The organism is Cohnella hongkongensis (assembly GCF_042654645.1).
In the GTDB taxonomy this organism is placed as follows: domain Bacteria; phylum Bacillota; class Bacilli; order Paenibacillales; family Paenibacillaceae; genus Cohnella; species Cohnella hongkongensis.
The window spans coordinates 35,126-50,784 of record NZ_JBHSEP010000011.1 but is presented as its reverse complement, the minus strand read 5'-3'; the positions used below and the strand labels follow the sequence as shown (position 1 = coordinate 50,784).

10 protein-coding genes are annotated in these 15,659 nt (G+C 60.0%); all 10 read left to right on the top strand.

Going from position 1 to position 15,659, the window contains the following annotated elements:
- Window positions 1-60 precede the first annotated feature (60 nt).
- The 10 genes from ACFO3S_RS15620 to ACFO3S_RS15575 all read left to right on the top strand — a co-directional run bounded on the left by ACFO3S_RS15620 (window position 61) and on the right by ACFO3S_RS15575 (window position 15,632).
- Window positions 61-4,098, top strand: a complete 4,038-nt coding sequence (locus tag ACFO3S_RS15620; RefSeq protein WP_378097942.1) for an Ig-like domain-containing protein — start codon at window positions 61-63, stop codon at window positions 4,096-4,098.
- A gap of 33 nt (window positions 4,099-4,131) precedes the next feature.
- On the top strand, window positions 4,132-4,488 hold the full coding sequence (locus ACFO3S_RS15615) for an MmcQ/YjbR family DNA-binding protein (RefSeq protein ID WP_378097939.1): 357 nt from the start codon (window positions 4,132-4,134) through the stop codon (window positions 4,486-4,488).
- A 203-nt stretch (window positions 4,489-4,691) separates the two neighbouring features.
- Complete coding sequence (locus ACFO3S_RS15610; RefSeq protein WP_378097937.1) at window positions 4,692-7,394, top strand: phosphodiester glycosidase family protein; 2,703 nt, start codon at window positions 4,692-4,694, stop codon at window positions 7,392-7,394.
- 140 nt (window positions 7,395-7,534) lie between these two features.
- Entirely contained in the window at window positions 7,535-8,713 is a 1,179-nt protein-coding gene (locus ACFO3S_RS15605; RefSeq protein ID WP_378097934.1) for a sensor histidine kinase, read from the top strand.
- Entirely contained in the window at window positions 8,703-9,425 is a 723-nt protein-coding gene (locus tag ACFO3S_RS15600; RefSeq protein ID WP_378097931.1) for a response regulator, read from the top strand. Before ACFO3S_RS15605 ends, ACFO3S_RS15600 begins: the two co-directional genes overlap by 11 nt.
- A gap of 301 nt (window positions 9,426-9,726) precedes the next feature.
- A complete protein-coding gene (locus ACFO3S_RS15595) occupies window positions 9,727-10,167 on the top strand; it encodes a hypothetical protein (protein WP_378097928.1) in 441 nt (146 codons plus the stop codon).
- A 666-nt stretch (window positions 10,168-10,833) separates the two neighbouring features.
- On the top strand, window positions 10,834-10,992 hold the full coding sequence (locus tag ACFO3S_RS15590; RefSeq protein ID WP_378097926.1) for a hypothetical protein: 159 nt from the start codon (window positions 10,834-10,836) through the stop codon (window positions 10,990-10,992).
- A gap of 158 nt (window positions 10,993-11,150) precedes the next feature.
- A complete protein-coding gene (locus tag ACFO3S_RS15585) occupies window positions 11,151-13,526 on the top strand; it encodes a helicase-related protein (RefSeq protein WP_378097923.1) in 2,376 nt (791 codons plus the stop codon).
- 41 nt (window positions 13,527-13,567) lie between these two features.
- The gene (locus ACFO3S_RS15580; RefSeq protein WP_378097920.1) at window positions 13,568-14,326 is read left to right on the top strand and encodes a ComF family protein; all 759 of its coding nucleotides are present in this window, start codon (window positions 13,568-13,570) and stop codon (window positions 14,324-14,326) included.
- Between the two features lie 118 nt (window positions 14,327-14,444).
- Window positions 14,445-15,632, top strand: a complete 1,188-nt coding sequence (locus tag ACFO3S_RS15575) for an acyltransferase (protein ID WP_378097917.1) — start codon at window positions 14,445-14,447, stop codon at window positions 15,630-15,632.
- Window positions 15,633-15,659: the final 27 nt, after the last annotated feature.

The following is a 15,659-nucleotide window of genomic DNA, read 5'->3' as shown; positions in this document are numbered from 1 at the left end:
TTGCGGGGCATTCTAGCCGAAGAAAAAGGTAAGTATGTTCATTTTCGGGAGGTCATTCGGTTGCAACGAATTCGTATGTTATCGCTCATCTTGACGGTTGCGCTTCTGTTACAAACTTTTTCCTTACCGGCCGCCGATGCGGCTCCCGGCGGACCGCTTGTCGTATCCATGACACCGAGCAACGGCGCCACAGCGGCCGTGACGACGACGAACCTGGTCCTTACATTCGACGAAGAGATCGTTCGGGGAACGGGGATGATTCAGCTATATAATGCGGATAGCGGAGCGCTCGTAGAGCAGTATAACATCGCCGATACTTCTCCTCCGTCTGTCCAGTTGGATCATCAGAATAAGTCCATCGTGATGACGCCCACCGGAGGGTTAACGTCCGGAGCCCGCTATTCGGTCGTCGTGCCGGCCGGGGCTGTGCGCAATTATTCCGATAACGCTCCGTTCGCCGGGATCCCGAACGGTCAATGGAGCTTCCGCGCGGAGCAGCTGGCTCCGGTCGCAACCAACTTCGTTCCTGCCGATCGGTTCGAGACCTTGGATCCGGTGAATCCGGGGCACCTCTCCTTCGAATTTGCGAGAAGTGTCGTCAAAGGTTCGGGCTATATTCAGATCAAAAGGGCCTCGGATCATGTGACGGTTCATTCCACAAGTGTGCAGGCGGCAGACGTGTCGATAGCTTCTGCAGGTGCCAATTGGAGGGTCAGCCTGCCGCTGAAAGGGTTGGAGTACGGAGCATCGTATTATGTTCTGATCGACTCCGGGGCGCTTGTAGACCCGCTTAACGGAGCCTATGCGGGCATACAGACGCCGAGCGGGCCGGGAAGCTGGACGTTCAAAACGAAGCCCGCGCTGGATACGACCAAGCCGAAGGTCGTTACGTTCAGTCCTGCCAATAATGGCGTTCTCAGCAATGTGAACGCAACCGAAATCTCTATGGTCTTCGACGAGCCTGTTTTTGCCAATGCCAACCGAAGCGTGGCGATCATGTCCGGAGCGGGCAACGCGCTGGTCTGCACGATTCCGGCGAGCTCGACGGCCAGCGGTACCGCTAATGTGGTGTTCAATCTTAGCGCAGCCTCCTGTCCGAGCCTGATGAACAATACCGACTATACCGTTCAGATCGGTTCCGATGTGTACCGGGATGCCAGCGGGAACTATTTTGACGGCGTGACCTGGAAGTTCAAGGTGCTCAAGGACACGGCGCCGCCTGCTGTCAGCTCGTATTTCCCGGCCGTATCGGCGACGGCGATCAGCACGTCTCTGAACGAGCTGAGCCTCACCTTTAACGAGCCCTTAGGCCCGCTTGCTTCCTCGGCGACGGCGGAGATCTTCCCGCAGAATGCCCCGGCGAGCAAGCGGAACCTGACGATGTCGATCGATCCTGCGAATAACCAGAGGGTGATCCTGAGACTGACGGGCAGCGCCAAGCTGAGCAACTCCACGCTGTACTCCGTTACCGTGCCTGCGAATGTAATTCAGGACACGTCTGGCAATTTCTTCGCAGGAATTACGAATCCGCACCAGTGGACTTTTCGGACGGGCACCAACAGCGTGCCGGTCATTACGAGCTCGACGATCAGCGGCGCCGCCGTCGTCCTGACGTTTAGCGAGAATCTCGATTCTTCGAAGACGCCGAACGCCAGCAACTTCTATGCGACGGTTAATGATTCCGCAAGAGCGGTAACCTCGGTGTCCGTCAGCGGCAATGAGGTTCGCCTGAACCTGCAAAGCAGCGTGTTGGTGGGACAGACGGTCAGACTCTCGTATTATCCCGACACGAATGCTGCCAGAAGACTGCAAAATACGAGCGGCAACGAAGTGGCGTCCTTCACCAATCGGGTGCTGACGAATTCGACCAATTCTACGCTCCCTAGACCGGAGAACGGTCATTTCTTTGGCAATACATTGACATTAACGTTTAACCAGCCTATGGCTGATGTAGCGCCTAGTTTTCAAAGTCAAATATTGGGTCAGTTCACTGTCAAGCAAAACGGAAATGTGATTGGCATCAATTCCGCTTTTTTGAATGGAAGCTTTCTGAACTTAACCCTGAACTCATCGTCAACGAGCCCGCTGCCGGTATCGGTGTCGTACGCGCCGGGCGCCTATCCGCTTCGGGATCCAAGCGGAAGCATGGTGCCGGCATTTACGGACTTCTACGTCCGGAATCAGTACGACAACGAGTCGCCTCAGCTGACGTCGGCCGCCCTGAACGGCAGCAAGATCGTGATGACCTTCAACGAGGGGCTGAACCCGAACAGCGTTCCCCCGACGTCGGCCTTCTCGGTGGTGACGACCGGCGTTACGCCGCCGACCGTGAACAAGGTGACGGTGACGAACAATACGATCGAGCTGACGTTGTCCCAGAGCGTCTCTTCGAACGTGCCGGTTCTGCTGTACTATTACCAGAGCTCGCCGGCCATTATGGATTTGTCCGGCAATATCGCTCCGGCGATCGTAGGCTACAACTTTACTTCCGGCTCGAGCGATGTCGCCCAGCTGGCGTCGTCCAGCATCTTGAACAACCAGCTCACTCTGGTGTACTCCGCGCCGCTGAACGCGAATACGGCCCCGTACGCTTCGCAGTATACGGTGAAGTACGACGGGACGACGGTGCCGGTGACGGGAGTGTCCGTGGCAGGGACCCAGGTCGTGTTGAATCTGTCTTCGCCCGTCGGAGCGGGTCAGACGGTGACGCTCAGCTACACGACCTCTGGCAACCCGCTGCGGGATACGCTCGATCGCATCGTCGGCGCGCTGAATAACATTACGGTCGGCGCGCAGACCGGAACGCCGATCGCGAACTTGCCGGACTATCTGGAATCGGACAATGCCGGCGCTGTCCGGCTCGTCATCAGCAAGGCGGTGACGACAACCGCTGCGGTGACCCCTTCCGGAAAAGCGGCCAAGCGCTACACGGTGGATGCCAACAAGCTGGCGGCGTCGTACGCTCTGATCAAGTCGAACAGCGGTGTCACCGTGCCGAGGGTGTCCATTCGCATTCCCTCCACCGAGGCCGGAGCGCTCGTCAGCCTGCCGATCCAGTCGCTGATTTCCTCGGCGTCGAACGTGTCGAACGCGGAGTTCCTGCTGGACTTCGGAGACGTGCAATTCAACCTGCCGCTGAATGCGATCAACTTTACAAGACAGCTACAGCAGATTGGCGGGAACGGCTCGAGCGACGCGATGCTGCAGCTGAGCATCGAGAAAGTCACCGACACTTCGTTTATTGCGGCGTTGGCCGGTCAGGGCGCGCAGCGGGTGACGACACCTGCCGATTTCACGGCTTCGATACTGTTCGGCGGCCGGGAGCACCCGGTGAACAGCTATGAGAGATACGTGACGCGTTCGTTCGTCATTCCGTCCTCCGCAGGATCTCTCGGCAGCTTGTCCGTCGTTCATCTCGATTCGGAGACGGGGAAGATCAGCTACGTTCCGACGACTGTCACGAATAGCGGAACCTCGCTGTACGTCAACTTCATGCGCAAGAGCAACAGCAAGTACGCGGTCGTGCGCAGGACGGCGCAGTATGCGGATATGAGAGGGCATTGGGCGAACAACGACGTCTCCTTGCTGGCCTCGAAATTTATTATCGACGGGACGACGCCGACGACGTTCGCGCCGAAGACCAGCATTACGAGAGCGGACTTCGCGCAGTATATCGTTCGCGGGCTGGGCCTGAACGGCGATCGTTCGTCGGCAAACAAGTTCTCCGACGTGTCGGGCTCCGGCGCCACCGCCTCCTACATCGGAGCGGCAAGCGCGGCAGGCATCGTTCAAGGCGGAACGGACGGCAAATTCCGGCCGAACGCGCCGATTACCCGCGAAGAGATGGCGACGATGATGGTTCGCGCCATGACTGTCGCCGGCGTACAGCAGTCTCCCGACAGCTCCAACCTGAATCGCTTCAGCGACAGGGGAAGCATCAGCAGCTGGGCGAGAGACGGCGTGTCGATCAGCGTGCAAGCCGGCATTATCGGAGGGGTCACGCCGACGACGATGAAGCCGAAGAGCAACGCGACCCGGGCGGAAGCCGTCGTCATGATCAAGAGGCTGCTGGAATTCGTAGAGTTTATCGATTCCTAGTATTCCTAAGCGGCTAACGGAAAGAGGAGCGAGATGAATCACTCTCGGATAATCGATGAAGGATTGGCGAAGACCGGCGTTTCCCTTCGGCATCCTTTCGCTCCCGACTTGCCGGTGCTGTTCGTCGGGAGCAAAATGTTCGCGCTGCTCGGGCATACGGGGGATCGCGAGAGCGTTAACCTGAAAGCCGACCCGGAGGAGGCGTGGATGCTGCGGCAGCAGTATGCCGGCTCGGTGCTTCCGGGCTATCACATGAACAAGAAGCATTGGAACACGGTCATTCTGGACGGAACGGTGCCGGATGACGAGGTGCTCGCGATGCTGGAGCAGTCTTACCGGCTCGTCCGGAGCAAGCTGCCCAGGGGCGAGCGGGAAGAACTGCAAGAATAGAAGAGAGGGGGGCGGCGCATACATACGCGCGTCCCCCTCTTTTGCCTATATTATTTTTCAAGATAGAGAATTCGGGATGTAACTTTTAGCCTCTTTAGGAGTCTAATAGATTAGGGATAATAGAGAGCTTGCTAGGAACGCGTAGATGGCGCGGCCCCGAGCCTTCGCCCAAATCTAATCGACTTACAGGAGAACAGAAGTACATGCCATTATTCACTTCACAAGCCCGACAGAAGAGTTCCCGATTCGTGCTGCCTTTTCTCGCAGGAGTATTGGTGTTCACAGGTTCCGCCGCACCGGGGGTCCTGTCCGCTCCCCATGCCGTCGCCGCGACTCAGAAATCAGCGGTCACCTATAAGCTCGTCAAGCAAAATGAAACCTTCGTAACCTCCGGGGTTCGGCAGATCACGTATGCCTGGATTCCGTCCGCTCCGTCGATTCCGACCGAAATGATGCATGTTCTGCAGGTCGACCTCAACAATCCGTACGTTCAGCTCAACGCGATGGGCGGTCCGGGCGGGAGCGTAACCGGCAAACAGTCGGTCGGCGCCATGACGAGAGAAACCGGAGCGGTGGCCGGCGTTAACGGCGACGTATTCCGGACGGCCGGGAGCACGGAAGGCGTGCCGATGGGCGCGCAGATCACGTCGGGGTCGCTTCTCGTCAGCACGGAGCAGCTGAAGGGAATGTATGCGTTCGGCGTTACCAAGGACCGTCAGCCGATCATCGACAATTTCACGTTTACCGGTACGGTCACCGCCGTGGACCAGGGCGTCTCCTTCCCGCTGGCGGGCCTGAACAAATCGGCGTACCGCACCGAGCCGGACAAAGCCTACAGCCATGTGAACGCCCTGTACATGTATACGAGCGCCTGGACGGCGCCCGAGCGGCCCGTAAACAGCGCGACGACGCCGAACGAAGCGCTCGTCGTAGACGGAGTCGTTACCGAGGTGGTCGTAGGGGGCGCCGTCGCGACTCCGATTCCCGAGAACGGTTATGTCCTGCGGGGCCACTACGGAAGAGCTTCGGGCGACTTCGTCGCCAATCTGACGGCAGGAGACCGAATCTCCGCGGAGTATTCTCTGAAGACGGCTTCCGGCCAAACCTACGATCCGGCCGACTTCCAGATGATGGTGAGCGGTCATACGCTGCTGATGAATCAGGGGGCGCCGGTCTCCTTCACCCGGGACGTCAACGGGCTGAGCGGATATGCGGATCGCGCCCGTACGGCTGTCGGCTTCTCCAAGGACGGCTCCACCGTCTATCTGGTGACCGTGGAGGAGAACGGGGGCCGCAAGGGCGTTGCGCTGAAGGAGCTGCAGCAGATGCTCAAGGAGCTCGGCGTCTGGAAGGCCGTCAATCTGGACGGCGGAGGCTCGACGACGATGGTCGCCCGGCCTTTGGGGGATTTCCAGACGCAGCTCGTTCATCCGACCTCCTTCGGAACGACGCAGCGGCTCGTCACCAACGGAATCGGCGTCTATACGAACGCTCCGCAAGGAACGGTGCGAGGCATCGTGGCCAGCGGCCCGCAGACGCTGTTTATCGGGCAGCAGGCCAGCTATTCGCTTAAGGCTTACGATACGTACTACAATCCGATCGATCCGAACGGGCTGACGCCGACCTGGAGCGTCGACAAGCAGCTGGGCGCGTTCGCGAACGGCACGTTCCAAGCGGCCAAGGCCGGGACGGCGACCGTAAGCGTCAAGTCGGGCAGCGCCTCGGATTCGATGAAGGTGGAGATCGTCGGCGAAGCCAAGGTCGCCAAGCTGATCGTCGAGCCAAGCTCGACGCTGTTGGCGCCGGGCGCGGTCATCAACGTACCGGTGAAAGCGCAGCTGACCGACGGCCGCCTGCTGTCCGTGCCGGCCTCGTCGGTGTCCTGGGAGTTCCGCGGCTTCACGGCCACGGTCCAAGACGGCAAGCTGACGGTGAACAAGGTGCAGAACAACCTTGCCGCGGGCTACGCCATCGCGCGTTACGACGGGTTCGGAACGGTCGTCACGCTGGCTCCGGGAACGGAGCGATTGCTGGAGGATTTCGAGAACGCGACCTACAACGTAGGCTTCTCCGGGTCGCCAGCCGAGACGGCCGGGACGGCGGCGATCGTTACGGGCATCGCGGGGCGCGAGACGTCCAAAGTGCTGACGATGGATTACGACTTCACGGTAGGCTCCGGCAGGAGGTTCGCGAACGCGGTCCTCAACGACGGCAAGGGCATTGCGCTTCCCGGCTCGCCTAGCGCCATCTCGATCGACGTGTTGGGCGACGGCGGCATGCACTGGCTGCGGGCCGAGTTCATTAACGGAGACGGCAAGGCGGCTTACGCCACAATCGCCGACAAAGTCGACTGGACCGGCTGGAAGAACATCCGTTTCGATCTGGCTGAGGCTGCTTTGAAGGGGGAGGCCAAGCTGACCAAGCTCTATCTTGTGAACAAGGCGGAGGATCAGGACGAGCGCTCGATGCTGGGCCAGATGGCCTTCGACAATCTGATGCTTCAATACCCTCCGGGGACGGTCGCCGTCTCCAATCCGACGATCGTCATGACGGTCGGCAAGAAGCAGGCGATGGTCGACGGGAAGAGCGTGACGCTCCCGGGAGCCCCGTTCATCCAGAAAGGCACGAATACGAACTATTTGCCGCTCCGTTTCGTAGGAGACACGCTGGGCGCTCAGGTCGTCTGGGACAATGCTTCCAAGAGAGTAACGGTGCTTCGCGGGAATACGATGCTGGAGCTGTGGGTCGGCAAGGACACGATGACCGTCAACGGCGTCCGTCAGCCCGTGCCTGCGGCGCCGCGGTTAATCGGCGGCAGCGTCTACGTTCCGGTTCGTCTCGTATCCGAACAGCTGGGGCAGAAGGTAGATTGGGAGAATAAGACGCAGACGATTACAATTCGTTAATTTTAGACCCAAGGTCCTATTCCGCTCTCGATGAAACTTCAAAATATGGTATGATGTAAACATTGCGAGTTCCTGAGTTCGGCGGTAGGCGGATACAGGGAAGGATTTTAGACGGCGTCTCGAGTAGGGGAGTAATGATGGTGGATTATCATGTAGATCAAATAGACCGTGTAATCCAGAATGCGATTTCCGTCATGGAAGACAGCAAAGTTCAAGTGTTTGAAATTTGCGAGGCTGCCCGCCGAGAGCTTGTATCCCTCACGCAAGAGTTGGAGAGCGTGCTGCAAGAGACGTCGGAAACGATAGATAAGGTAGACCGCATCGAGCGGGACTACCGGCTGGCGAGAATCCGGCTCACGGAAGTGAGCCGGGATTTCGTCCGGTATTCCGAGAAAGATATCAAGTCGGCGTACGAGAAGGCCACGCAGCTCCAACTGGATCTGATGGTCTATCGGGAAAAAGAAAGCTATCTGAAAGCCCGAAGAGACGAGCTGCAGATGAGAGTCAAGGGCGTGGAGGTGTCCATCGAGCGAGCGGATACGATCAGTCTTCAGATGAGCGTAGTGCTCGATTATTTGTCGGGGGACCTGACGCAGGTAACGAGGATTTTGGAATCGGCCAAAAATCGCCAGATGATCGGCCTCAAGATCATACTGGCCCAGGAAGATGAGCGCAAGCGGGTGGCCAGGGAGATTCACGACGGACCGGCTCAATCGCTCGCCAATCTGGTGATGCGAACGGAGATTGCCGAGAGGATGCTGGACACGGGGGATCTCGAGCTTGTCCGCAACGAGTTGATCGACTTGAAATCGCAAATCCGGATCGGGCTGGAGGAGATTCGCAAAATTATTTTTAATCTCCGTCCGATGGCGTTGGACGATCTGGGCTTGGTGCCGACGCTTCGCAAGTTCGTGCAGGATTTCGAGGAGAAGACGAGAATCCGGGCCGTGTTCGAGACGTCGGGCAAGGAGAAAAGATTGCCGAACGCGATGGAAGCGGCCATGTTTCGGCTCGTGCAGGAGGGCTTCAACAATGTGCTGAAGCATGCGCAATCGACGTTCGTCTCGCTTGAGCTGATCTTTCTGGACGATGGCGTCCGGATGTTCATTGAGGATAACGGGGTCGGGTTTCGTCCCGAGGTGGCGGAGGCCCGGATCAAATCGCCCTCCCATTTCGGCTTGATCGGAATGAAGGAGCGCGTGGAGCTGCTGCAGGGCAAGATGGAGATCGATTCGACGATCGGCCAGGGCACGGTAATTAAAATCAATGTTCCTATAAAAGCGGATTCAGGAAAGGAGTTAATCGCGCATGGAGAATAAGAATGCGGCACGTACGATTAAAGTGCTTCTTGCCGACGATCACCAGCTCTTCCGCGAAGGACTGAAGCGAATTCTGAACATGGAGAGCGATCTGGAGGTGATCGGGGAGTGCGGCGACGGAATCCAGGTGCTGGAGTTCTGCAACCGGGAGAAGCCGGACGTCGTCCTGCTCGACATTAACATGCCGACGGAGAACGGCGTGGTGGCGACCGAACGGTTGCGCGATATTTTTCCGGAGATCAAGGTCATCATCCTCTCGATTCACGACGACGAGAGCTACGTGTTCGAGACTCTGCGCAAGGGCGCGTCAGGGTATCTGCTCAAGGACATGGAAGCGGAGTCGCTCGTCAACGCCATCCGCACGGTCGCGGAAGGACATGCTTACATACATCCGAAAGTAACGGGCAAGCTGATCAACCAGCTTCGCCGCATGACCTATCTCGACGAGATCGGCGCCGCCTCGGGCGCGGCGGCCAGCCGGGAGACGGTGACGAAGTTCATCCCGAGAGGCAACAACCCGCTCACCCGCCGCGAGGCGGAGGTGCTTCGTCTGATGGCCGAGGGCAAGAGCAACAAGACGATTGGCGAGAACCTGTTCATCAGCGAGAAGACGGTCAAAAACCACGTCAGCAGCATTCTGCAGAAGATGGAGGTCGACGATCGCACGCAGGCCGTCATCAATTCGATCAAGTACGGTTGGGTGACGTTGTAATACATAAGAGCGCATCGCGGTTCTCGGGATCTGAACGATCCTGGAGCCGCGATTTTTTTTGGTGATTCAGCAAGTATAAAAATCGTCGCTATATTTCTCTGAATCACCTCAAAAACGCGATTCTGCGTCTAGAGGGTGATGGAGGCGTTTTGCTTGGGTGTGGCCGGGCCGCAGCCTGGCGGAGGAACCCCCTGCCGTCCGGCGGCATATAGTGTGGAACGAGTAGACGGCGAGTGGGCGGGAACCCAGGGGGCGGGCGCGCGTCGGCCGTCGCTCACCTTCATGGCAAAGGAGGTCCGCTATGCTGCCCGATCTGTTATGGATTATTGGATTATATGCTGCGGCTGCGGCTTTCGCGAACTGGCTCATTCGCCGAAGCCCCGGTGACGGACGCCGCCGATATGTGTTGGTCGCGGGAAACCATCAGATGCAAATAGAAGGATATATCCGGGCGCTTCGGCAGTTTTCCAGAAGAACGGGAACGGAGATCGGAATTACGGTCGTGCTGGACCGTTCGACGGACGAAACCGGGGCGATTCTGGAGCGGTTCGGTCGGACGGATTCCGCAATCGAATGGGTCAGGCGGGACTCGCTCGGGGAAGGCAAGCCGGAGGAGCGCGCGAGCGAACCGGATACCCTCGGCCTCGCCGCCGCCGGGACGGATGTCGTCTGGGTGGAGTTGGCGCGTCAGGAGGATATGCAGCGGTTGCCTCTATGGCGGAGGGCAAGGAATAAAGAGTAGAAAAAGAGAAGCGATTGATTCACTCACTGTTCCGTGATACGATAAAAGAAATAAAGTACTCGGCCGTGAAGCACACGCCGCTCATTCTCCTCTGGGAGAACGGGCGGCTTTCTGTTTGGTTGGCGGGCTGGCGGCGCAGGAGGGAGTCAATGTGGTCAGGTTAAGCTGTTGTCGTATGTGATCGACGATATGCGATCGACGGCGTGCATCCTGCTTGGCTACGTCTAACGGTTACAGTGGCGCTTAATCGATCGTTTTTCCGAAAAAGGAAAAGCTAACGGTTGCCACCGCGCTTATTCTGGGGTTATCGAGCGAAACGGCGCGTGTTCAGCTGAAATAGCGGCGACTGCAACCGTTACAATCTTCATATTGCGAAAACGGCACGATTAGCCGCGCTGGCAACCGTTACGTTAGCGGGTGGCGTGGGGGGGAGCGATTTGGCGTGGGGTGCGCAGGTTGGCGGGCTAGCGTGGAGTGGCGGGCAGGCGCAGGTTGGTGGGCTAGCGTGGGGTGGTGGGCAACGTAGGTTGCAGGGCTAACGTGGGTTGGTGGGATGGCCCAAGTTGACGGATGTTGGACTGGCATAGGTTGGCGCGAGTTGGCCTTTGTTCGCGATGACCGTCGGGACTCCGTCGGCGGCGCCATAGTCATCGCCACTTGGTCTTCGTGAATTTGTTGTCCCTGGTCCTGTTTATCGCGTTCGAAGGAGCGGTGGAGGAAATTGCCGCAAGGCTGCTCGCCAAAGGCCTCGATCCGGCTATGGTGGAAGAAGTGACCGGACTAACGGCCGACAGGATCAGCATGCTTAAGGAATCGGTTCATTAACCTGTAAAAATGATCATCAGGTGAAGCACACCTCGTATCGCCCGAATAGGCGCAGGTGTGTTTTTTTGTTGTTGGAGGGGCGGATTCATGGCGATATTACGAGAAACGACGAGAGTCTGGATAAGGCGGGCAACTGCATCCGAGCGGGAGGGAGAGAAATGCGGGTTATCGTATACGCGGTAAAGACAGAGATTGGGCGCAGGGCTGCCTTCTCGATTGATTGGGGGACGGATTGCGAGTTTTGGAGCGGAAGGGCGGATGAAATCGTTCGCCTGAAAGAGGAGATGCCTCTGGGAGAAGCGGAAAGGCTGTGCCGAGTGTTGGCGGAAGAATGGGAGAGCGAGGCGAGAAGGCTTGGGAGTAAGGGAGTGAAAAAAGAGCCGCGCGACATAAGAAGAGCTAGCAAGGAGAAGGGGGAGAATCCCGTCGAGCATGGCGACTGGGCGGATTCGTTGGCGCATCATGCGAAACTGGCCGGGTATGCGGGGGAGATAGAGAGAATGAGGCCGAGAGAAGGAGCGGTTGCGGAGCCGCGCCTGCTCGAAGCGGCAAGATTGGCGTCCGCCCGTTTGGCCGGCCGCTCGCTGCTCCGCGAGGAAGCGCTGCAGCTGCTGGACGCCGTGCTGCCCGGCAGCTCGGGCGTCCGTCCGCTGGCCGCGCTGCAGCTCGCGGCCCTGCAGGGGGCCGTGCAGCTTGCCGCTGCCGTGGCCCCCGATTCGGCAGCCCCGCCGACGCGGGGGCTGCGTCGTTGGGCCGAGCGGCTGCGCCTCGCTCGGCCGCTTCGGGGGCGCGGGCCGGGCACCCGCGCCCAGGAGCTGCGCTGCCGGCGGTGCGGCAGCGCGGACAAGCTGCGGCGCACGGATTGCGCCGCATGCGGGCAAGCCTGCGCATACTGCGAGGCTTGCCTGACGATGGGGCGCAGCCGCGAATGCGGGCTGCTCGTCATCGGCGCTCCCGCCGCCGGCGGGGCGTCTGCGCAGCTTACGGCTCGCCGGCTCGGCGATCGCTCCCCGTCCGCCGTCCCGACAGCGCCCCTAGCGGAGCCGCCTATCATCTCGTCCGTCAACTCGCCAGCCAGCCGGCCGGCCATCCCGTCCGCGAACTCGTCCGCGAACTCGTCCGTCAACTCGTCAGCCAGCCCGTCGGCCATCCCGTCCGCGAGCTCGTCCGTCAACTCGTCAGCCAGCCCGTCGGCCATCCCGTCCGCGAGCTCGTCCGTCATCTCGCCAGCCAGCCCGTCCGCCGTCCCGACTGCGCCTCTAGCGGAGCCGCCTATCATCTCGTCCGTCATCTCGCCGGCCAGCCGGCCGATCAGGCCCGCCGCTGCCCGGGCGGCGGCCGTTCGATTCGGCGGCATCCTCCGCCGTCCGGCGACGCCGGCCTCCGCTTCGCAGACGCTGTCGGCCGAAGCCGTCCGGCGCCGGCTGATCGAGCGCTGGGGACTCAGCCCGGCGCAGAGCGACGCGGCGGCCCAAGCGCTCGCCTTCCTCGAGGATCCGACGGCGTCGCGCGGACGCTCGTTCCTGCTGTGGGCCGTAACCGGGGCGGGGAAGACGGAAATGATCTTTCCCCTGCTCGAGTCGGTGCTGGACAGGGGCGGCCGCGCCTTGGTGGCAACGCCGAGAAGGGACGTCGTGCTCGAGCTGGCGCCAAGACTGGCGAAGGCGTTCCCGGACCGCCGGCTGGCCGTCCTGTACGGGGGAAGCGCGGATCGTTGGAGCAGCGGGGAGCTGACGCTGGCGACCACCCATCAGCTGCTTCGTTACCAAGAGGCGTTCGACCTCGTTCTGATCGACGAACTGGACGCCTTTCCCTTCCATAACGATCCGATGCTGCACTACGCCGCGGCCAAGAGCGGCAAGCCCGACGGCCGCACCGTGTACTTGAGCGCCACGCCCCCGGCCGCGCTCCAGCGCGAAGCGGCGCGCGGGAGACTCGCTTATGCGAGGGTTCCGGTCCGGTATCACCGTTACCCGCTGCCGGTGCCGCGCCGGCTGAAGCTGCCGTCCGTCTACGAGATGCTTGGCCGGCAGACGCTGCCCGCCCGCCTGCTGAGGCCGATGCGCCAATCCGTCTCCCGCGGCGCGCAGCTGTTTCTGTTTGTCCCGTACGTGAAGCAGGTGGAGCCGATGGTTCATCTGCTGCGCGGCAGAGCGGGCGAGCTCGGTCTGGCCGCGACTGCCGTCGCCGGAACGTCCTCCCGTGACGGGGAGCGGGGCGGCAAGGTCGCGTCCTTCCGCGGCCAGTCCGTACAGCTTCTCGTCACGACGACGATTCTGGAGCGCGGAGTTACGATTCCGCGCAGCGACGTGTTTATCCTCGACGCCCATCATTCGCTGTTCGACGCGGCCTCGCTCGTTCAGATGGCGGGAAGGGCGGGGCGTTCCGGGGACGATCCGTTCGGCTTCGTGTTCTTCGGGGCGCCGGAGTGGACCCGGTCCCAGAGAAGCGCGATCCGGCAGATTCAAGCGATGAACGCCGCCGCCGGACGCGGCGGCTATTTGCGGACGGACGGGCCGCCAACGCAGGTGTAACTTTTTCGTTTTTAAACTCGTTAGAATAGGAGGGATCCGTCATGCTTCCGAAGCTCGGCTCATGGTTCGCCGCAGCGAAGCGCGAATGTCCGATTTGCGGACGCGACGCGCGCCAGACCGCCAACGCCGCCGTGCCGATTCCGCTCCGGCATCCCGCGCCCAGACAGGCGTTAGCCTCGCTATGCGGGCTGTGCCGGCAGTCGATTCCGTGGATCGTCCATCCGGTTTGCCGGGTATGCGGGAGGGCGGAACGCTGCGAGGATTGCGTGCGAAGAACGGACCGTTCTTACTTCATAAGCCGGTGCGCGGTGCGCTACACGGACACGATGAAGGATTGGCTCGCCTTGTATAAATACCGGGGCAACGAAGGCGTCGAGACCGTTCTCGCCGCCATGCTCGCCTTTGCTCTCGAGCGCCTGATCGCGTCCGAGCCCGGCGCGTCCTTCCCGCTCGTAACCTCCGTGCCGCTGGCGCCGGAACGATTGCGGGAGAGGGGCTTTAATCAGGCGGAACGCCTGGCGGTTCGCCTGGCCGGGTGGTACGGGATGGCTTACCGCCCGATGCTGCAGCGGCTTCGCCACACCGAGAAGCAGAGCCTGAAGTCCCGTCTCGGCCGCATCGCCGATATGAAGGGCAATTTCGCGCCCGTCCAGCCGCTCTCTCTGTCCGGGAATCTCATTGTGCTGGACGACGTCTACACGACCGGCAGCACTCTGGACGAGTGCGCCCGCGTGCTGAAGCAGGCGTACGGTCCGGAGGAGCGGAGCCGGATCTACGGGCTGCTCTGGGCCCGTTCCTAGCAAGCGAGGCGGAAGATTCCATGCCCTCTCGCTTTTCGACGGCGTTCGCCGTATGCTATGATAGGATGAATTCGAGAGAGAAAGTCGTTCTTACAACGCCGAACTTCAAGGAGGAGACATGGAACGTCGCGCCAAATTAAACGAGATCGACATCGTACGCGGCATCGCAATTTTGGGAGTGCTTATGGTGCACTCGACATCGTTCGCTACGCTCGATATGAAGCATACTTCCCTGTACGGGGTCTACAATTTTTTGAACGTCTTCTTCAAGATCGGAACGACGTCCTTTATTTTGCTCAGCAGCTTCGTTCTATTCTATAATTACTATCCGCAGCCGCTTACGGTCCAGCGCTTCAAGAAGTTTTACCGCAACCGGCTTATGTATATTATCGTCCCTTATTTGCTGTTCTCGATGCTGTACTTCGTGCTCAGATGGTACCAGAACGGCTATGCCTGGGATTTGTCGCAGATGTGGCCGAGCTTCTGGAGCAAGGTGTCGCAGGGGCAGGCTTATACGCACCTTTATTTTGTGTTTATCAGCATTCAGCTATACTTGCTGTTCCCGGTTTTGCTGTTCCTGATGAAGAAATACAAGTGGCTCGCGGCTTCCGCAGTTGTGATCGGCGTCGGTCTGCAATGGGCGTTCTTCCTATTGAACCGCGAATACTGGCAGGTGACGAACCGGGGAAGCTGGTCTCTGTCCTACTTCGGGCAGTACTTTCTCGGGGCGTGGCTCGGCATCTACTTCGACCGGATCAAGGGCTGGCTGATTATCGCCAAGGAGAACGTCACGAAATCCAAGGTCGCCGTATGGATCGTCCTGTGGGCGGCCTGGCTCGCTTCCGGCATCGCTTATGTCTCGATTTTCTACAACGCCCGGCTCTACCAGACGAGATATCACAACGCGCTGTACGACGGGCTGTGGGACATCTATACGATGTTGACCCCGCTGGTGCTGATCCAGATCGCCTTCCTGATCGGCGGAAAGATGAACAGCTCGTTCTGGGTCGGAAGGCTGCGGCATCTGGGGATCGTTTCGTTCGGGGTGTACCTGGTCCATCCGATCGTTCTGCTCGTCTATCGCCAATTTCCGGTTTCCGGGGGGAGCACGCTGATTCACCATGCCTGGTACGCCGGCGGCTTCCTTCTGGCGCTGCTGATCTCCTGGGTCGCCGTCACCGCTCTGAGCCGGCTGACCGGCTGGTCCTGGCTGCTGTTCGGCAGCGTGCCGAACCAGCTTAAAGCCGCCTACGGCGAATCCAAGCGCGGCGATACGCCGGCCTCCAAGCCTGCGGCGTCGGGATGACGGGATTTCACTGGCTATAACTTGTCG